The sequence below is a fragment of the Myxococcales bacterium genome (assembly GCA_016712525.1).
In the GTDB taxonomy this organism is placed as follows: Bacteria; Myxococcota_A; Polyangia; order Polyangiales; family Polyangiaceae; genus JAAFHV01.
Genome location: JADJQX010000007.1, coordinates 2,500,091 through 2,519,353, shown reverse-complemented (window position 1 = coordinate 2,519,353; position 19,263 = coordinate 2,500,091). Strand labels below are relative to the sequence as shown.

At 69.3% G+C, this 19,263-nt stretch carries 15 protein-coding genes; 9 read left to right on the top strand and 6 right to left on the bottom strand.

Translation table 11 applies throughout. From position 1 onward, the window contains the following. Positions 1-3: 3 nt before the first annotated feature. From IPK71_27690 to IPK71_27680, 3 genes are read right to left on the bottom strand one after another with little or no spacing between them, the layout of a single operon-like run. Positions 4-1,818 carry a hypothetical protein gene (locus IPK71_27690; GenBank protein MBK8217528.1) on the bottom strand — a complete coding sequence of 605 codons (1,815 nt, stop codon included), beginning with the start codon at positions 1,816-1,818 and terminating at the stop codon, positions 4-6. Beyond that, positions 1,815-2,879: a hypothetical protein gene (locus IPK71_27685; protein MBK8217527.1), complete on the bottom strand. Its 1,065-nt coding sequence runs from the start codon at positions 2,877-2,879 to the stop codon at positions 1,815-1,817. Before IPK71_27685 ends, IPK71_27690 begins: the two co-directional genes overlap by 4 nt. Further along, positions 2,876-4,093 (bottom strand): hypothetical protein, encoded by a 1,218-nt coding sequence (locus IPK71_27680; GenBank protein ID MBK8217526.1) that lies wholly within the window; start codon positions 4,091-4,093, stop codon positions 2,876-2,878. Before IPK71_27680 ends, IPK71_27685 begins: the two co-directional genes overlap by 4 nt. Before the next feature lie 129 nt (positions 4,094-4,222). On the opposite strand from IPK71_27680, the gene IPK71_27675 reads away from it, so the two are divergent. The 8 genes from IPK71_27675 (at position 4,223) to IPK71_27640 (ending at position 13,481) form a co-directional block, all read left to right on the top strand. Continuing rightward, positions 4,223-4,798: a NapC/NirT family cytochrome c gene (locus tag IPK71_27675; protein ID MBK8217525.1), complete on the top strand. Its 576-nt coding sequence runs from the start codon at positions 4,223-4,225 to the stop codon at positions 4,796-4,798. Then, positions 4,795-5,025: a hypothetical protein gene (locus tag IPK71_27670; GenBank protein MBK8217524.1), complete on the top strand. Its 231-nt coding sequence runs from the start codon at positions 4,795-4,797 to the stop codon at positions 5,023-5,025. Before IPK71_27675 ends, IPK71_27670 begins: the two co-directional genes overlap by 4 nt. Before the next feature lie 809 nt (positions 5,026-5,834). Continuing rightward, entirely contained in the window at positions 5,835-6,650 is an 816-nt protein-coding gene (locus IPK71_27665; GenBank protein MBK8217523.1) for a hypothetical protein, read from the top strand. A gap of 535 nt (positions 6,651-7,185) precedes the next feature. Then, on the top strand, positions 7,186-9,432 hold the full coding sequence (locus IPK71_27660; protein MBK8217522.1) for a hypothetical protein: 2,247 nt from the start codon (positions 7,186-7,188) through the stop codon (positions 9,430-9,432). Between the two features lie 44 nt (positions 9,433-9,476). Further along, positions 9,477-10,403: a hypothetical protein gene (locus IPK71_27655; protein ID MBK8217521.1), complete on the top strand. Its 927-nt coding sequence runs from the start codon at positions 9,477-9,479 to the stop codon at positions 10,401-10,403. A gap of 26 nt (positions 10,404-10,429) precedes the next feature. Continuing rightward, positions 10,430-10,756 (top strand): hypothetical protein, encoded by a 327-nt coding sequence (locus IPK71_27650; protein ID MBK8217520.1) that lies wholly within the window; start codon positions 10,430-10,432, stop codon positions 10,754-10,756. Then, entirely contained in the window at positions 10,753-12,120 is a 1,368-nt protein-coding gene (locus tag IPK71_27645) for a hypothetical protein (GenBank protein MBK8217519.1), read from the top strand. Before IPK71_27650 ends, IPK71_27645 begins: the two co-directional genes overlap by 4 nt. Next, positions 12,117-13,481 (top strand): hypothetical protein, encoded by a 1,365-nt coding sequence (locus IPK71_27640; GenBank protein ID MBK8217518.1) that lies wholly within the window; start codon positions 12,117-12,119, stop codon positions 13,479-13,481. The genes IPK71_27645 and IPK71_27640 overlap by 4 nt, the downstream gene beginning before the upstream one ends. A gap of 349 nt (positions 13,482-13,830) precedes the next feature. Here IPK71_27640 and IPK71_27635 read toward each other — a convergent pair whose 3' ends face one another. The 3 genes from IPK71_27635 to IPK71_27625 all read right to left on the bottom strand — a co-directional run bounded on the left by IPK71_27635 (position 13,831) and on the right by IPK71_27625 (position 18,357). Continuing rightward, the gene (locus IPK71_27635; GenBank protein ID MBK8217517.1) at positions 13,831-15,492 is read right to left on the bottom strand and encodes a hypothetical protein; all 1,662 of its coding nucleotides are present in this window, start codon (positions 15,490-15,492) and stop codon (positions 13,831-13,833) included. After that, entirely contained in the window at positions 15,489-17,120 is a 1,632-nt protein-coding gene (locus tag IPK71_27630) for a M4 family metallopeptidase (protein MBK8217516.1), read from the bottom strand. Before IPK71_27630 ends, IPK71_27635 begins: the two co-directional genes overlap by 4 nt. Before the next feature lie 712 nt (positions 17,121-17,832). Then, on the bottom strand, positions 17,833-18,357 hold the full coding sequence (locus IPK71_27625; GenBank protein MBK8217515.1) for a hypothetical protein: 525 nt from the start codon (positions 18,355-18,357) through the stop codon (positions 17,833-17,835). A 181-nt stretch (positions 18,358-18,538) separates the two neighbouring features. On the opposite strand from IPK71_27625, the gene IPK71_27620 reads away from it, so the two are divergent. Continuing rightward, the gene (locus IPK71_27620; protein ID MBK8217514.1) at positions 18,539-19,237 is read left to right on the top strand and encodes an HTH domain-containing protein; all 699 of its coding nucleotides are present in this window, start codon (positions 18,539-18,541) and stop codon (positions 19,235-19,237) included. Positions 19,238-19,263 lie beyond the last annotated feature (26 nt).

Here is a 19,263-nt window from a genome sequence, read left to right as displayed (position 1 = left end):
CGCCTACTTCCGGAACAGGTGACAGCCCTTGCACACCGAGGCGTCGGGCTGATGCCCTCGGCGGTTCTCGTGGCAGGTCGTCGTGCACGTGGCGCGGTCGGAGCGTGGGGCCTCGTGGGCCTTGTGGCACGCGCCGCACGAGACCGCGTGCTTCGGTGAGGCGTGGAGGCCGGGGAGGGCCTTCGGGTCGTGGCACGTCGTGCACGCTGGTGGCTTCTCGACGCCGTTCGGCCCGTGCGCTCTGTGGCAGCTCGCGCAGCCCTTGCCTCCACCGAGGCTCGCGGCCCCGTGAGGCGCGCTGGCCTTCCCGGCGTGGCACGTCGCGCAGCTCGCGGCGGGGCCCTTCGCCGCCTGCGCCGGCGTGACCTTCTCGAGCCCGCCCGAGTGGGCGTCGTGGCACGACGTGCACCCCGTGTGGCCGCGTGTGGTCGTGTTCGCCTCAGGGGTGTGGCAGCTCGTGCACGCGGGCTTCGGCGCCGGCGTGTGGGCGGGGCCGTGGCACGTGGCGCAGGCGTCGTGGCCCTTCCGCGCCTTGCCGGCCTCGGGGGCGTGGCACGTCGCGCAGGGCGCCTTCGCCGTCGTGAAGCCGTGCGGCGTGTGGCACTCGGCGCAGGTGGGCGCACCCGTGGGGAGCTTGTGGATCGTGGCGGCGTGGAAGGCCTTCTCGCTCGGCGCGCGCGTGTGGCAGCTCGAGCACGCCGCGGCCTTCTGGGCGACGTCCTTCGGGTGAGGCGCGTGGCAGCCGAGGCAGTCGGTGGCCTTGCCGGAGCGGTCTTTCCCCGGGGGATGGGCGGGGTGCACGCCGGCGTGGCATTTGGTGCAGACTGCATCTTTTTGCGCCGGCGCCGGGCCCTTGCGGTGGGGCTCGTGGCAGCTCGCGCAGTCGGCGTGGGCCTTCACGGTGGTGGACGCGAGCGCGCCGTGCCCCTCGTGGCAGCCGGCGCACGTGACCTTCTGGCCCTTGGCGGCGTGGGGGGCGTGGCACGTCGTGCACGAGGCGTGGCCCTGGCTCGGCGCGTGCCCCTTGTGGCAGCTCTCGCACGAGGGCGTCGCGGCGCGCGTGGCCGCGTGGGGGGCGTGGCACGTGGTGCAGCCTTCGTGGTTTCCGGCGGCCTTCTGCGCGTGGCACGCCGCGCACGACGCGAGCGCCGCGGCCTTCTGCGCGTGGGGACCGTGGCACGTCGCGCACATCGCGCCGTCGGGGCTCGGCACGACCGGTCGTGTCGCCGCGACGACGAGGCCCGCATCTCCCCCGTCTCCCGCATCGGCGCCTGCGCCCGCGTCGCTCGCGACGACGAGCTTCGAGCCGTGTTTGGCCGAGATCGCGTGGCACGAAGGGCACCCCGTCGGCGCCTTGGAGGGCTCGGGCCCGTGCAGCGCGTGGCAGCTCCGGCACTCGGTCGTGGCGGCCGCGTGCGTGACGAGGTGCGTGCCCTTCGGGCTCGTCGTACCCTTGCCGTGGCACGAGGTGCAGGCCTTGGCCGTCGACGTGGCCGCGAACGAGTGGCACGACGCGCACTCCACGCGTTCGCTGTGCCCGCCGTGCGACCGCGCGATCGTGGCCTCTTTGTGGCAGGTCGTGCACACGCTCGCTTCGGGCTTTTGGGTGAAGCCGGCCGTGTGGCACGTGTCGCATGCGACCTTGCCGCGGTCGATGTGCGCCGCGTGCATCGGCGAGCTGCGCGCCGCGTTCCACGGGGTGGGCACGAAGGCCGACGGCGCCGTCGGGGCGACCCGCGGGTTCTTGGAGAGGTACGCCACGATCCCGGCCACCACGATGGCGACGAGCAACACGGCGAGGGCGCGGTTCTTCGTCATCGCGCGTGGCAGCTCCGGCAAGGCATGTCCCTCTGAGGATCGAGCGCGCTCACGAACCCACGACCGTGAGGGTTCCCCCCCGGTCCGCCCACGCGGTGGCACCCGACGCACAGCGCCTCACCCGCGCCGCCGTGGCAGCTCGCGCACGAGCCCGGATCGAGCCTCGCCGCGCGCCCGTGCTCGCCGCCCTGGGAGCGCACCCAACCCGCCGGGTGAGGCGAGCGGAGCTGACCCGGCGCGCCCCCCGCGAGGCGCTTGTCGGTGTGGCAGTCGGCGCAGAAGCGCTCTTCGGCGTGGCAGCTCGTGCAGAGCCCCGGGTTCGCGCGTGCCTCGTCGGCGTGACGTTGCGCGAACCCCGCGCGATGCAGGCCGGTCATCGCGGGCTTGTCGAACCCGAAGCGCCACGGCAGCGCCGCGACCGACACGCCATGGCACGACGCGCAGAAGGGCTCCCCGTGGCAGGTCGCGCACAGATCCCGGGACGACGCCGCCCGCACGCCGTGCTCCCGCACGAAGTCGCCCTCGTGCACCACGTGGGACGAAGGCCGCACCGACTCGGCGGGCAAATCGTGGTGGCACCCGTCGCAGTCGCGCGCCTTCCACTGGTCCTCGTGCGCGTGGCACGTAAAACACTGGGCCATCTTCGGGCGGAGCTCGGGCTGCGTGCGGTCGCCGGCGCTCGCGTGGCACGGCACGCACTGCCCTCGCACCTTCGGCACGTGCGCCGCGTGCGAAAAGCGCAGGTGCTCCCGCGCGAGCGCGGCCGACTGCTTCGTGTGGTCTTGCCCGTGGCACGTCCCGCACGGCCGCTCGTCGTGCACGGTTTTGTGGCAGGACCGGCACGTCGCCGTGGTGGGCACGTGGAGGGGCCCGAGGTCGCCCGCTTTCTCGACGCCCGCGTGGCACGTGAGGCAGTCGACGCCGCGTTTGCCGTGCGCCCTGTGCTCGAAGGCGTGCTGAGGGCTCTTCGGGCGAATGCCGAGGATGCCCGCGCACGAGGCCGCGAGGAGCGAGATCGGGAGCGCCGCGAGGACGACGGCCCGGGAGAGGCGTGGGCTCATCTTCGCGCCTCCCCGCCGGCGAACGCGTACGAGAGGCGGGCCAACGCGGCCGTACGCGCGCGGTACTCGGGCCCGCTCGAGGTCTCGACGCCGAGACCCACGTCCCACCCGGGGCTTGGCCGGTAGCCTACGGCGAAGAGCACCCAGGGCCAAAGCTCGCCGCGCCCCTTCGGATCGTCCGGTCGCACGAGCTCCACCTCCGTGGCGACACGAAGCCGCGGCGACATGGGCACCGCGGCGAGCGCGCGCGCCCCCGTCCATCGTGCGTCGCCGAGCACGACGCGCCTCACCTCGAGCCCGATGGTGCCGGCGAAGTCGTCGTCGAGGGCGAGCGTCACGCGGCCCGTGCCTTGGCCTCCCACGTCGTCTCCTCGGACCTGCACCGTGCCCTGGCCGAGCACCTCGAGCCGCGGGAACATGCGGTACCGCACCGTGCTGCCCGAGCTCGTCGCCGCGAAATCCCCGAGGACCGAGAAGAGGGACGTGGCCGGCAAGAGCCGCCCCGGCGATCTGTGCGTCGTGAAGAGCTCGACCCGCAGGTCCGTGCGCTGCACGCTCGCCGACACGAGCACGTCGCTCGGACCGCGCCCGATCAGGTCGAACGCGCCGCGCGCCTGCGCCGTCAGCCAAGGGGAGGGCGTGAGCGCGAGGTCGGCCCCGAGCTCCTCGTCCGAGAGCGCCCCGTCGGTCGTGCGTCGGAGGTACGAGGCTCCCACGATCGTCGTGTCGCCGAAGGCCTGCCCGATGCGACCACCGGTCGCGAAGCCGACCTCGCGGTAGTCGAAGCCCCGCTGCACGGGCACCCCAGCGAAGGCCTCGATCGTCGTGCCGCCGAGCACCCGCGCGAGCCCGCGCGCCCCGTCGAGGTGGACAGGTCGCACCGCGCCCATCGTGACCACCATGCGCCCCACACGCGCCTCGGAGCCGGTCCGCTCGTGCCGCGCGCGCACCGAGACAGTCAGCACGTCTCCCGTGGGCGACAGCGCGTCGGCGCCGGCCGGGCCCCCCGAGATGCCGAGCCACGTCACGGCCTCGGCGTCGAGCCAGGGGCGCACCTTGTCGGACCCGGTGAGCTGGACGAGGCCCACGGGAGAGCGCGTCTGGGCGAGCGCGTCTGCGCGGAGGCGCAAGGCTTGCGCCCGCGCGCAGGGCGACAAGGCGACAAGCGCGCACACGATCCCGCTGGCCAAGACCTTGCTAGGGTAGCGGCTCAACGTGAATCCCTGCGAAAAACGGCTCGAAAGATGAGTGGTCACGACACGGGCGCGCTCGGGTGGGTAGCCGTCGGCTTCGCCGGGCTATCGGCGGCGATCCTCCTAGTGCATCTCGCGCGCCGAGGTCGCGTGGCCGACCCTGACGCCCCCATCGCACCTACCACGAAGCTCTGGCTCTTGCTCGGGCTCGGCGTGTTCCCCATCGCTTCCGCGGGCTCCGCCAACGTCGCAGGCTTCCAGGCCACGCAGAGCCGCGCCTTCTGCGGGTCGTGCCACGTCATGGAGCCGCACGCGAACGACTCGAACGATCCGAAGGGCACGTCGCTCTCGTCGCTCCACGCGAAGAACCCCTACTTCGGCGGCGACAACTGTTACACGTGCCACAAGGACTACGGCATGTACGGCTACGTGCTCACCAAGATGGGCGGCATGCGGCACGTGTACTTGTACCTCACCGAGTACCGCTCGATGCCCCTCGAGAAGGCCAAGCACGACATCCGCATCGTCTCGCCCGTCTCGAACCAGACCTGCGCGACGTGCCACACCATGCAGGCCCCCGCGTGGGCCAAGGTGCCCGATCACGCCTCCGCGCTCTCCAAGGTGAAAGACGGCACCATGGCGTGCACGAGCCCCGGCTGCCACGGCTTCGCGCACCCGGGCACCAAGCTCGGCAAAGAGCTCTTGCTCGACGGGGGTACGCCGTGAAGCTCCCCTCGAACCACGCGCTCCTCCGCGCGGCCTGCGTGCTCGGCCTCGTCGCGCTCCCGCTCATGGTCTGGTCGATCTTCGATCCCACGGTGTGGCCCGTGCTGATCGCGCTCTCCGTGGGGCAGGCGATAGGCACGCTGTCGTTCGTGTTGTTCCTCGTGGTGGTGGCGAGGGATTTGGCTCTTGCGAAGAAGCTGGGGAAAGAGGGCGAGGGCGGGAAGTAGAGCGCCGCCGGCACTTCACGAACGAGAGGGGAGAAGGAGCAGGGGTGCCCCCACCGCCCGAGAAGGAGAGAAGGTGCCCCCACCGCCGGGTGCTCGGCCTAACGGCCTGCGCGCCCGACACCTCCCCCAAACCTCGTTCTCGGCTTCGCGCTCCCGCGTCACGGCGCGCACACCCACCTGCGCGAAGCCTGCGAGCGAGGAGGGGGAGGTGAAGAGCCCGCGGAAAGACCGCAGGCGCGCAGGCCGGTAGGCCGAGCACCTGCGAGTGGGGGCACCTTTGCTCGATCTCGATCTCGCCCTCTCGAGCCCTTTGCAATCGGGGCCCGAGCCCCCAGGGAGGGCGACGAAGCCCTTTCGAAAGGGCACATCGACGCTCGGGAGGGTCGCGAAGCCCTTTGCAATCGGGGCTCGAGCCCTCAGGGAGGGCGACGAAGCCCTTTCGAAAGGGCACTTCGACGCTCGGGAGGGTCGCGAAGCCCTTTTCAATCGGGGCTCGAGACCCCAGGTAGGGCGACGAAGCCCTTTCGAAAGGGCTCGGGCACCCTCGGGAGGGTCGAAGTGCCCTTTCGAAAGGGCCTCGAGGCCCGACGCCGCGTCGCCAACCCGTCGCGATGTCTCCTCGTGCGCCACTCGGCGGGCGAGGAGCGCTTTGGCGAGGACCCGTTCGGTCCTCGGAGCACCACGTACGCCAATCGATCAAAAATTCGGAACTGCCGCTTGAGATCGCGGAGGGCGTGCATACGGTGGATGGGCTGTCGGGGGGCCGGCGCGGAGAGGCCGCGTTCTCGTCACCCCTGAAGGAGAGGGCAATGAACGAGAAGGCACCGTGGCTCGACATCATTCACCTGCCGCGTTTCACGGCGATGGCGCTCGTGACGAGCGTGCAGCGCATCGCGACCGCGGCGAAGTCGGTTGGCGAGCTGCCCAAGCCGATCGCACTTCGCCTCAAGATCCTTCGTGACGGCACGACCGAGGTCGAGCACGTGCTCGCCGAGCGCCGCCAGGTCGGCGAGGCCACCGGCGCAGAGCGCACCGAGGCCGACGTGAACGTCGACGAGGCGATTCGCGGGCTCGAGTCGTGGCTCTCCGCCATGAAGCGCATCCCCGGGAAAGCGGCCAAAGCGAGCGCGGCCTACGCGGCCTACTTCGGTGAGGGACTTACCTTCATTACGGTCGACTACGACACCGAATGGGCCGAGATCGCCACCCGCCTCAAGCACTCCGACGAATCCGGGCACTCGGCAGCGATCGAGGAGATGGGCGGCAAAGAGGTCTTGGACCACGTCCGCAAGATGCACAAGGAGTACGGCAAGGTCCTCGGCATCACCACGGTGCAGGCCGCGCCCGTCAAGAACCCGCTCACCGTGCCGCTCGCCAACGCGTTCGACGCGCTCCGCCGGTTCGTCGCGGTGGTCCTCGCCCACGGCGCCAACTCCGATATCGACCCGAGCGTCATCCCCGTCGTCACCGCGCTGCTCGAGCCGCTCGAGGCCCAGCGAGCGAAGAACGCCGGCAAACGCGGCCGCGACGAGGCCCCGGTCGAGGGAGAAGTCACTCCTGCCGATGGCGAGGAACCTACGGGCGACGAGGGCAAGAAGAAGCCCGGCCCGGGCGGCAGCGATTAGGCACGAGTGAACTGGGCATATCCGCGGGGCGGCGTCGTGAGACGCACGCCCCGCGTGGTTTTTGTGGGGTGGGACTACGCGGGGAAGAGAGGCACAGCGACGACTACGCCGCGCCGTGCGCGTGCCGTCTGTCGCGGACGTTTGAGCGGTTCTACGCCAAGGCAGCGATCTCCGATCGAGTCGTATGGATCCCGTCGCTCCGTCGATGTACCTTCGCTCGTGACGCGTTGGGAGCCGACCAGAGCTCGATGGGTGGCGGACACCCTCGAGAGCAGCACGGGCGCCACGCGTGTCGAGACCGACGCTGGCCCCGCGTACATGAAGTTGATGGGCAACCCCGAAGGACCGCAGGCCCTGTTCTGCGAGTATCTCGGAACGCGAGCCGGACGGGGATGACCTCAGGCCGGTAGGCCGAGCACCTGCGCGTCGGGGCACTTTTCCTGAGGTATCGCACCCGTCCCCGCCTGCATCGACCAGGTCGAGAAAATCGTCAACCGGTACGCAACGAACGCGGACGACCTGCCGACGAAGGCGCATGAACGTTCCACGCCTTCGCTGTTCGCGCCTCGCCCTCCTCCTCCCGCTCGTGCTCCTCGGCTGTTCGGGCGCGTCGGACCCGGCTCCCTTCCCGGAGTCGAGCGACCTGGAGCAACGCCTCGCCGCCGACCTCGGCTCGCCGGTCTTCCTCGATCTCGACGGTGAGCGCTCCTTCGTCGCGCCCAAGGCGCCGACGCGCGTCGTGGCCTCGCCTGACGAGAGCACCGTCGGGGACACCATCCGCGACTGGGTCCAGCTCTATTCTTCCTCCCTCGGAATCGCGGCGGATGCGATCTCCGTGGCCGGGCAAGTGCGCGTCCCCGGGGGTGGGTTCCACGTCGTGCTCGCGACCAACCTCCCCTCGAATGTGGCGTCCTCCGGCTACGGTGTCGACGTCATGCTCGACGCCGAAGGTCGCCTCGTCGGCTTGACCTCCTACGCGAACGCTTCGGCGAACCTCGTCCCGAAGGTGACTCCGGAAGCGGCGATTGCGACCGCCCTTCGCGCTGTCCCGCCGGCAGAGCCGTCCGACGTCACGGGTGACGAGGGGGTCGCTGTCACGAGCGGGGCTCCGGAGGCCCGGTTAGTCTACAGCGCAGACGGACCGGACGACGCGCGCCGCCTCCTGTACTCGGTGATCGTCGGGGACGATATCGTATGGGTCGACGCGCTGTCGGGAGAGGTCGTCGACGTTTTGCCGGCTCGCTCGCACCTCCAAGCCGAGTCGAACAGTTGGCGCTTCTACTCGCCCTTCCCCTACCCGGACGCGACGAAGTCCCGGCGGATCGACTACGAACAGACCGCGAGTGGGCCTTTGGTGCTCCATCGTGCCGCACAGGCCGCGACCTTCTGGTCGCCCGAAAAGTCCCGCATCGAGGTCGGCTACATGACGGGCTTCGTGCCACAGAAGACCAAGAGCACGACCGTCACGTACAAGCCTCTTGTCGCGGGGAAGCCCTCCGGCTTCGATCTCAAGACACAACCGTATGTCAGGGGAGGGAAGAGCCCTCTGATCCACGGAATCGGTGTCGACGCCATGGTCGAGGTGAGCCGGGCCGACGAGTTCTTCCAGCACCTCCTCCTCGCTAGCCCGGCGCGGCGGATGAAGGTCGTCAACGGGCTTCCTGTCATCACCAACGAGCCCATCCGGGTCGTGGTCCATGCAAACTACAAGGACTCGGACGACGAGACAGGCATCTTTTTCGACAACGCCTACCACCTGCCCGGGAGCACCTCCCTCTTCTTCGGTGACGGGAACGCAACGGTGAGCAACAATCCGAACGACGTCCGGCCCACCGTACTTTCGCTCGACGTCGTGGGTCATGAGATGACCCACATGTGGCTCGACACGCGGCGCTTCGACGTCGAAGCGAGCGCGATCGAAGAGGGTCTCGGCGACGTGGTCGGCCAGCTGCTCGAACACTCCGTCTTCCAGCCGCTCGGCGAGCCGACTCGGCCCGACCGCTTCGGTGAGAGCTCGTGGGTGGGGACCCATGGCGTGCGCAACCTCGCTCAACCGGAGGTCGGGCAGGCGAACCGTGTCAAGGGCGACGAGTCGCTTCAGGCCAACCACTGGACCCACCGATGGTGCATGCTCACCGATCGGCAAGGCAACGCCGTGCTCGACCGGCGAGGCCAACCCCAGTTCGACCCCGCGAAGGTCACAGTGAAGGTCGAGAAGGACCGGGCGAGGCGGGAGCGCTGCTTCTACGAGGCGGCGTCGGTCGTGGGGCACGCCTTCTATCTCATGACGTTCGGCGGCCAGAACGCGACCTCCAAGCTCGTTGTCCGAAACCCGATCGGGTGGGAGAAGGCGCAACCCTTGTGGCTGGCGATGCTCGTGAGGGCACCGATGGCGGGCGAGCTCCGCGCGCTCGTGCCCCCCACGTTCCTCGACCTCGCCGAGCGTCAGCTCGCGATGGCTCGCGCGGTCTCCCCCGACACGGCGAACGCCGTCGGCTGCGCGTGGGAGGCCGTCGGGGTGCTCCGCCCGGGCACGACCCAAGGCTTGACGGGCAAGGCCTGCACGCCGGCCGCTCCGATCTCGTGCGCGGGCCGGCGGGATGGCGTGTACTGCGACGAGCTTCTGCCGTTCGCTGCGGTAGAGTGCAAGGGCGGCGCGATTGCCGGGGCTCCTCCGCCGTGCCCCACGGGCAAGGTATGCCGCCCCCAGGGCGGATTCATCCACAACCCGGCGACCATGACCTCCGAGAAGGTGCTCACATGCTTTTCCCCAGCCGAATGAGCGGAGCGGACGGCGCCCCCGTCGTGGCGCGAAGGGGGGCGTTCGTGGGGCGTTTTCGCTCAGCGATCGCCGTGGCGCTCGTCGGCGCGTCCCTCGCGATATCGACAGTCGCGCACGGAGAGCCCGCCGACGAGGCGCCCAGGGCGCCGGTCGTGAAGGCGCGGTCGGTGCCGTCGTGCCCCGGCTACGGCATGGCCCATCTCCCTGCGCGGGAGCTCTTCGAACGAGCGGAGGGGCCCCGCCAGGCCGAGGCGATCGAGGCGGGCATCATGTTCCGGGAGCAAAGGCTCTTCATCGAACGCGAGAAGGCAGCGACGGAGCCTCCCCGGCCGGTGGGGCGGAACGCCGCCTTCGAGCGAGCGCTCCCGGGATTCTCGGTGGAGCTCGGGCCGTTGTCGCATGGGACGAAGGTCGGAGCCGGAGGCCGGGAGCCTGCGCGTATCGTCTCCGCGAGCGCGTCGCTGGCGGTCCCGCTGCCGTGGGGGCGCGACTTTCGGCTATTCGTCGACCGACATCGCGAGCTGTTCGGCATTCGGGCCGACCCGCGGGTGCGCGTGGTGGAGGCCGAGAACGGACGCATTCGGCTGAAGTACCCGAACGGCGCCATGTCGGACGGGAGGGTCGTGGCCTTCGACGAAGGGTATCTCGAAGGCTGCCATCTTCACGAAGAGCCCACGTTTTATTCCATACGGAACGACCTGCACGAGGACGAGCCGTACCTCTCGGCCGCCCCCGCGTTCTCTGCCGAAGAGGCCGTGCGCCGCTTTCAGGATATCGCCCCGTACGTCACGATCGATACGGAAGAGCCCGTTCGTCTCGTCATCGTCACCGGCCGCACGGGGGTCGCTCGGCTGGTGTGGCGTGTGGCCTACCACTACGACTGCTTGTGGTGGTACGCCGACGTGGTCGCCGGCGTGAAGACCTTTGCTTCCCACGCGGAGCTCGACGCGTTCTCGGGCTCGTTGCTGTGACCTCGCGGCCGGCCCGAAGCCAATCGATGACCCAAGAGACCGAATCCATGGGCGACTTTGCTTGGAACGCGGCCTCCGTACCCAGGCTCTTCCTGAGCCTCGACACGAGCGGCCACGTCCTCCTCACGACGAGCCGCGCGGGCACAAGCCGGGTGACTCGGCTTGAGGTAGTGGGCGGCGCGGTCGCGGCAACCGGGCACGCCACCCTCGAGCTCGAGGCGCACGAGGCTCCGGCCTCGGGCTTCGGCGAGATCGCGTTCGTGAAACGCAGCGCCGACGGCATGGTTCACGGGGTCCGTCGCCTCACGGCGCTGTCGGGCGGCACCGTGAGCCTCGGGAGCATGTTCCAATGAGGGGCCGCCGCGGGGGTGTGCTCCTCACCGCGACGGTGGTGACCGCCCTCGCGGCGCGAGGGTTCTGGGGGTGCGCGAGCGAAGCGCCCCCCGGGCCCGGGATCGCGACGGAAGGGGGCACGATCACGCCTGTCGACGCAGGGCGAGACACGTCGAAGCCCGTAGTGGAGGCCGCGCCACCCGAGCCCCAACCGCCCGAGGGCTGGGTGCCGTGGAACGACTTTTCGCCGACGTGCAGCCTGTACGTGCCGCCGAGGCGCGAGCTACTGCCTCCGCCGCTCGAGTGGGAGCCGTGCCTCGACTCTCCGGTCACGCAGAAGCTCGCCTGCCGGCGAATCAAAAAGAAATGGGAGGGCGGCTCGGGGCCAACTCAGGGCGAGTTCTTGAGCCCCGTGACGTCGGCGATGATTCGAGAGGACGGGAGCGTGCTCATCTCCACGACGCAGTACTGGGGGATGAGGCGCATGAACGTCTTCGCCGAGCTCGACGGGGCCGTCAAGGTGGCTGTCTACGAGCATCGCATCGACAACTGCCTGCTCTTTGCCGGCGCCGGCAGCGGTTCGCACTACATTTATCACGTGTTCGAGCCCGGTTCGGACGGGCGGATGAAAGGCGGGGTGTCCGCGATCGGCGGCAACATCGATGAGCTCCGACCTCGGGCACTCATTCGTACGCCTCCCGACGACGACTTTACGTCCCACCAGATCGTGGCCGGAAACGCAGGCTTCTTCGACTATCGCGGAGGTGTCACCCTCTACCGATGGGACGCGCCAACGAAGCCGGTTCCGATCGCGCCGGGCGGCGACAACTACCTCGTCCGTCCCTGGGGAGACATGGCGCACTGGTCCGTGGGCGAGTCGGTCGCCGACATGATCTGGACGCCGGAGGGCGGCGCCCAACCGTTCGTGACGTTCCCTGACCGAACGAAGGGCGCGGGGAGCCTCGGCACCGACGGGGTCCACTGGGTGTGGGTCGAAGGCGAGGGGCGCACCACGGTCACGTATCCCCGCGTCTCCCTGATGGTGGCGCCGTTCACGCGAAATCCCTCTGCACTGCAGAAGCGGAAGCTCCGCGGCGATCTGGATTCGCTTCCCTTCGGAACGGCGAAGTTCGTCGTGGGTCACGGGTTCGCGGCTCGCGGGATGGCCCGCAACGACGACGCCGGGGTCTACAAGATGGGGATCCTGGTCGCGCGCCTCTCCGACGGGGTGGCGTACTACCTTCCGTCCGACAGGGTAGAGCTCGGGTACGCCCTCGCCATGACGAAAGACGAGGTCATCGTGCGCGGTCGCGACAAAGACGGGACGAACGTCTTCCGCATCCGCCTCGACTCCCTCGGCGCCTTCGAGCTCCCCCCACCATGAGGCACCCCCGCTCGCGCCCCTTGCTCCTCACCGCGACGGTGGTGACCGCCCTCGCGGCGCGAGGGTTCTGGGGGTGCGCGAGCGAAGCGCCCCCCGGGCCCGGGATCGAGACGGAAGGGGGCACGATCACGCCTGTCGACGCAGGGCGAGACACGTCGAAGCCCGTGGTGGAGGCCGCGCCACCGGAGCCAGAACCGCCCGAGGGCTGGGTGCCGTGGAACGACTTTTCCCCGACGTGCAGCCTGTACGTGCCACCGAGGCGCGAGCTACTGCCTCCGCCGCTCGAGTGGGAGCCGTGCCTCGACTCGCCGGTTACGCAGAAGCTCGCCTGCCGGCGAATCAAGAAGAAGTGGGAGGGCGGCTCGGGGCCAACTCAGGGCGAGTTCTTGAGCCCCGTGACGTCGGCGATGATCCGTGAGAACGGGAGCGTGCTCATCTCCACGACCCAATATTGGGGGCGAAAACGAATGAACATCTTCGCCGAGCTCGACGGGGCCGTCAAGGTGGCTGTCTACGAGCATCGTACGGACAACTGCCTGCTCTTTGCCGGCGCGGGGAGCGGTTCGCACTACATCTACCAGGTCAGTGAACCGGGCCCGGACGGCAGACTGACGGGAGGGGTCTCGGCGATTGGAGGGAACATCGATGAGCTCCGGCCCAGATTCTTGATTCGCACGCCGCCCGACGAGCGCGTCCACACTCTGGAAGCTGGCAACGCCGGCTTCTTCGATGAAGGAGCGGGCGTCACCCTCTACCGATGGGACGCGCCAACGAAGCCGGTTCCGATCGCGCCGGGAGGTGACTACTACCTGGTCCAGCCCTGGGGAGACATGGCGCACTGGTCCGTGGGCGAGTCGGTCGCCGACATGATCTGGACGCCGGAGGGCGGCGCCCAACCGTTCGTGACGTTCCCTGACCGAACGAAGGGCGCGGGGAGCCTCGGGACGGACGGGGTCCACTGGGTGTGGGTCGAAGGCGAGGGGCGCACCACGGTCACGTATCCCCGCGTCTCCCTGATGGTGGCGCCGTTCACGCGAAATCCCTCTGCGCTGCAGAAGCGGAAGCTCCGCGGCGATCTGGATTCGCTTCCCTTCGGAACGGCGAAGTTCGTCGTGGGTCACGGGTTCGCGGCTCGCGGGATGGCCCGCAACGACGACGCCGGGGTCTACAAGATGGGGATCCTGGTCGCGCGCCTCTCCGACGGCGTGGCGTACTACCTGCCCTCCGAGCGCGTGAGCTTCGCCTATGCCCTCGCCATGACGAAAGACGAGGTCATCGTGCGCGGTCGCGACAAAGACGGGACGAACGTCTTCCGCATCCGCCTCGACTCCCTCGGAGCCTTCGAGCTCCCCCCACCATGAGGCACCCCCGCTCGCGCCCCTTGCTCCTCACCGCGACGGTGGTGACCGCCCTCGCGGCGCGAGGGTTCTGGGGGTGCGCGAGCGAAGCGCCCCCCGGGCCCGGGATCGAGACGGAAGGGGGCACGATCACGCCTGTCGACGCAGGGCGAGACACGTCGAAGCCGGTCGCGGAGGCCGCGCCACCCGAGCCCCAACCGCCCGAGGGCTGGGTGCCGCCCTCCCACTTCTTCTTCTTGATTCTTCGGCAGGCAGCTTTTGCGTTACCGGAGAGTCGAGGCACGGCTCCCACTCGAGCGGCGGGGGCAAGAGCTCGCGCCTCGGCGGAACGTACAGGCTGCACGCCCGCTCCTCACTTGGAGTCTCTGTCACTCCCCCGATCGCGTTCCGCGAACATCCCGTCCGCGACGTGAAGAAGCATCGCGAGGTCCGCATCGGTCTCGAACGAGAACCCGCCTCTCGCCGAGGCAAGAATGCGGTCCCTCGCGGCCTCGGTGCGCCGAACGGTGAGCTCATCGCCGACGGCCAGGCCCATCCGCCGTCGCTCCCCGAGGCGACGAAGAAGCGTGTGGATCCCACATGCCGCGCAGTCGAGCGGGGAGTCGTACGCGACGAACGGGACGAGGGCCTCGCGACGAACGGGGAGCGATCGGCCGACGACGTCGACGATCCCCACGCCGGAGAGCTTCTGTGCCCGTAGCGCCTCGGCGAGCCGCGCGCCGTCACCGGAGGCGACCGCATCCTCGAGCTCTCCTCGAACGCCGCGAAGGCGGCGAGCCGCGTCCGGCGAGAACGTCGCGCGGAGATCGATCGTACCGAGGTCGAACCCGCCGTCGAAAGGTCCCATGTCCAGCAGGGCTTGCCGCGCCTCGCCGTCGTGGAGCTCCCGGGCGTGGATGCGAGCTCGCTCGAGCTCGAACCCGATCCGCTGCCACCTCCCATTTTGCGGGTCGTTGGCGGCCGGGCCGAGTGCCGTCAGGCCTTGTTCGATCTCGCGGAGCGCTCCTTCATGGAGGCCAATGCTGGACAACCAACGCGCCCGGCTCCGATGCCCCCCTACTCTAATCCCGAAAGACGCGAGCACCGGGGCTCGCCATCCCTCGTCGTCGATGTCTTCGTCGATGGCGAAGAAGGGGTTGAACGGCGCCGGCCGATACGGGACGCCGTCCCCGCCCCATGCACGCCCCGATGTGCCGTGGGTATCCGTCGGGATCCCGTCGGAACGAGCCAACTGTTCTCGTAGCGCGGTGACCAACGGCGCCGTGGCGCGGCTCGGCGAGAGCCACTCCACGAGCAGATTGCACCGACCGTCGGTCGGGTTCCTCCGGAGCGTCGCGCCCGGGACACCCTCACGGACGTCGAGGGCGCTCGCGACGCAAGCGAAGCTCTCGTTGGAGGGATAGGCTTCTCGTCGCGCGGCTTCGCGAAGCAGGCGCGCGGCCTCCCCCGGCGCCCCGTACGCGATAGACGCCGTGAGCTCGGAGAGCGTGAGCCGTCCGTCAGGTCGGCTCTGGCGCTCCTCGCGAAACGACGCGAGCGCTCTCTCGAGAAAGCCTTCCTCGTAGAGAGCGCGGGCGGCGAGGGCGTGCGTGCCGCAGCGAAGTGCGATGCGCGCCGCGACCTCGGGCAGGTGGAGCCGAAGGGCATCGGTCGCGGACCGCTGGCAGTCGCCATAGAGATCGTCGAGCGCGACGACGAGCTCGGCGCGCTTCGGCGTGAGATCACTCAGGAGCTCGGCGCGCAGCTTGTTCGTCGCGCGGTCGCGGCTCGTTGGCTGGACCAACGCGAGCCCCATCGCCACCGAGTGCGAAGCGCGGAGGCGAGAAGCCCCTTCCCCCAGAAGCGACAAGGCCATGAAGGCCACCGCGGGGCTCACGACGGCTCGCTGCACGCGCTTCCCCAAGGAGCCGCGTCGCACGCTCGCGACGATGATCCCCACGAGCACCGCCACGAGCAGATACCCGAGGTAGAGGGACGGTGCATGGCGGATGAACGGCTCGGAGAGCATGGTCATCGGTCCTGAGGCTCGCTGAAGCACTTCACTTTGCTGCCCTCCATCACAGCCGGTGAGCTCGGGCTATCCGAGGTGCGGTGGCAGAAAGTTCCCGAGACGCACTGGGTGCCGTACGAGAGGGCGCCGTTCTTGCAGTGATAGGCATCGTAGGGCGCGTTGAGATCGGGGTTGCAGTAGGCGCCATCGGCCTTCCCTTTGCAAGTCTTGGTGACGGTGGTCGACGTCGGACAGGTCCACCCGATACCGTGCCATGCAACCTCGGTGTCGGGGATGACTCCCACGGCGTTCCAAGCGCAGACCACGGCTCTCTTCACCCACATCGGCTCGAGGTCGGTCGCGTAGGGGTGTTCGGCCCACTTTTTGATCTGTGTGGAGATCATTTTGTCAGCGAAGGCCTTCATCTCGACGTTCGACATCGTACCTGGCAACGTTTCCCAGAAGAGCCGAGTCGCTTTCGAGAGACCCACCTCGGCGAGCACACCCACGCCGCTATGCTCGTTGAACCCCCCCGTCACGAGCAGCGACCACGCGTTGCTCACGATGGTCGAGTTGTAGTGCACGTTCCCGCAGTCGTTCTTGCGACAAGTCCTCTTGTCACCCACCTGCAGCCACTCCGGCACGGTCGGCTTCCTCTGGGAGTAGTGGGCCGCGCCGCCGACATCTGCCCCGCGCGAAGGGTGGCGGAAGTCACGGAGCGGCCGACCATCGCCCCGGACGTCGTCCGCGAACTTGAAGAGGCTGTCGCCGTGTCCGAGCGTGAGGGCCTCGGCGTGCGCAGCGAAGATGTCCGACAGCGCCTCGTTGATCGCTCCGGCCTCGCCCTCGAAGGCAAGCGGCGTAACGGAGTGAACCACGCCGTGCGCGTATTCATGGGCCACGAAGTCGAGGCTCGTGCTCACCGGGTACCATGCGTAAGTCTTCTTGCCGGCGTATGCCTTGGGATCGAGCTGCTCGTACGTCTTCCCGATTCCTAGGAAAAGCTGGTCTTGTTTGACCTCGTTGTCTCCGACCCGAAAGAAGCCGTCGCCAGCCATCTGCCGATCGCCCAAGGTCGTCACGTTGACGGAGACCCGAACGACGTTCTCCGACCATCGGCGGTGGCCGAGCTGAGCTGCGAAATATTTGGATGCGGCGAGAATGTTGAATTGAGCGTCCACGGCGGCCCCTTTAGCGCCTCCGAGCGGTACTCCGGTATCGCACTCCATGGGCGTCGCATCGTCGGCGCTTGGGGTGCAATCGACGACCTTGCCGGTTGGTCCCGTGATCACGATATTGCCAGTAGGGCCGCTCGTCTCCATCGTGAGTGACGGAGTGACGTAGACGGTCTTGGCACCGGCCCGCTCGTATCGAAGATCGTCCTGGTCGTAGTAGTGGGCGGCGGAGAACGCCTTCGCCCCCGTCACGAGAGAGCGCACACGGAGAGTGGTCCCATCGTTCGCATCCACGTCGATCTGGACGGAATCGTCGGCGCTGGTGAGCCGGACGCGATAGGCGAGGCGCGGCTGGTCGAGCTTTCCAGGCATGACGACCCCCAAGACTGGCTCACCGGTAACACGGAAGCCTCCCGGCATCGCGCTCGTTGCCCGCTCTTTCACCTCGGCTCCCGAGAGCGCCGGTGTGGTCTTCATCCGCTCGAGGCCACGCGCGTGCGTCGTCGAGACGTACGCGAGCTTGCCGTCGAGGGTGACCGCCACGGAGAGGTCGCCGTCGAGCACCGGAATCTCCGTGCCCGGGACATGCTGAGCGAAGCGGTAGATCCCCACGGACTCATCGGAAGGTGGCGCGAGCACCTCGCCATCGCCAAACTCGCGCGAGAGGTCGGGGCCGACGCCGAGGTGCTGGTAGAACGGAGCGAGCAGAGCCAACGCTTCGTTCGGCGAACGTTCCAGGTGGGGGAGGACGGCCGTCCCTTCACCGGCGGAAAAGTAGAGGACGTCGGAACCAGCCTCGGCTCGGTCCGCCTTCCACCGTGCGCCGGTGAGCTGCTCGAGCGCTTGCCCGAACGTGGAGCCCTCCGTCGGCAGGGGCAGCGGTTCGTCCGCACCCCCCGAGCACGCGAGCACTAGAACCGAAGCACCGACCAACCCCAGGGCGACAGCAGAACGTTTCATCTCACAACCTCCGCCCCGTGTTCGGCGGGGGAAGGCGGTTTGTTGCGGACGATGACGAACTTTTTTCGATGGGACGGTTTTCGCGGTGTTTCTTGGGTGGGGTAGGCACTCTCGCGCACGACCGGCACATCGACGACGGTCGAGGACGGGCCGGAGATCCCCACGTTCGCCGCGCGCGTCCCACCCTCACGGGCGGGGCACCTGGCTCTGCCCACGACCCAGCCTACCCTCAAAACACCGAAGTGAACGAGTCGCGCCTCTGGCTCGGCGGCCAGGTCAAGGCGCGTACGGCCTTGTCGGCGCAGACGGCGAGCTTCGGCGCGAGCTTGGCCTCGGCACGAAGCGTCGCGGGAGGCACGCGCGTCGTCTTCGGGTGCTCGAAGGCGACGGTCACGGTCACCCCGATCGCACGCCCGTTCTGCACGGCCGTCTTGATGGTGACCTTGGCGTTCGAGGGCACGCGGCACCGGGCGAGGACGCCGTTCATCGGGCCCGTGAGCTGAGCGTCGGTGAGCTGGGTGCGCTCGTCGCGCGCGCCCGTCGGCTCGGGCTCACGGAGGGCCTCCTCGTAGCTCGCGGTCGAAGGGGGCGCGGGCGCTGCGGCCGGCGTGATAGGCACCTTCGACCAGTCCGTGGGAGGCGGCTCGACGTGGGGCGGGGGTGGGGGCGGCGCCTCGGGGGGCGGAGCAGGCGGCGCCCCACACGCCGCGCCGAGCGCGACGACGAGTCCTCCGAGGTGGCGCACATGCCGCACCCTGAGAACGTACACCGGGCGTTCGACGCCCTGCGAGGGCGAAGACGGCGTCCGTGCCACCTCGTGTTCGCGACGTCGCCGAGCACCCTCTGGCCACCTGTCGCGTTCTGCGCTTTTCTCCCCACGTGATGCCCCACATCTGCGACCGCGATCTGCCCGCTCTCCGGGAGCGCGAGGCCTCGTGAAGCGCACGGAGCGCCTCATCGCCCTCGGCGAGTACTTGCGGGGGCGGCGGACCGGCGTGACGGCCGAGGCCATGGCCGCGCACTTCGGCGTCACCGTGCGCACGATGTACCGCGATCTCGACGCGCTGCGGGCCGCCCACGTGCCCCTCCGCGCCGAGAGCGGGGTCGGGGGAGGGTACGCGCTCGAACGCGGGTACGTGATGCCGCCGCTCAATTTCTCGGTCGAGGAGGCCCTCGTGCTCGTCACGCTCGTCGACTGGGTGCGCGAGAGCCAAGCGCTCCCGTTCGGGGAGACGCTCGCTGGCGCGGCCCAGCGGGTGCGCGCGGCCCTCCCGCCCGCGACGCAGCGCTCCCTCCTCGCCCGGCAATCCATGCTGTCGTTCGTCGGCGCCCCAGCGCGAAGGGCCTCTCCCGCCGTCCGCCGCGCCGTCGAGTCGGCGTGGGTCGGAGAACGTGTGCTCTGCATCGATTACGACGGACGGAACGGCCGCTCGTCCCGCCGCATCGCGCTCCGAGGCGTCGTGTCCGATGGCCGCGAGGTGCGCCTCAACGCGACCGACCTCGACCTCGGCGAAGAGCGCCAGTTCCTCCTTCACCACATCGTGTCCGCGCACCTCGAAGAGGCCCCGCCGCCCGAGGTCACGCGGACGCCGAAGCCGCGCCCACGCCCCGCGCCGCGCCGCGGATCTCGCTGAGAGCCGGAGCGCCAGCCCTGCGCTTG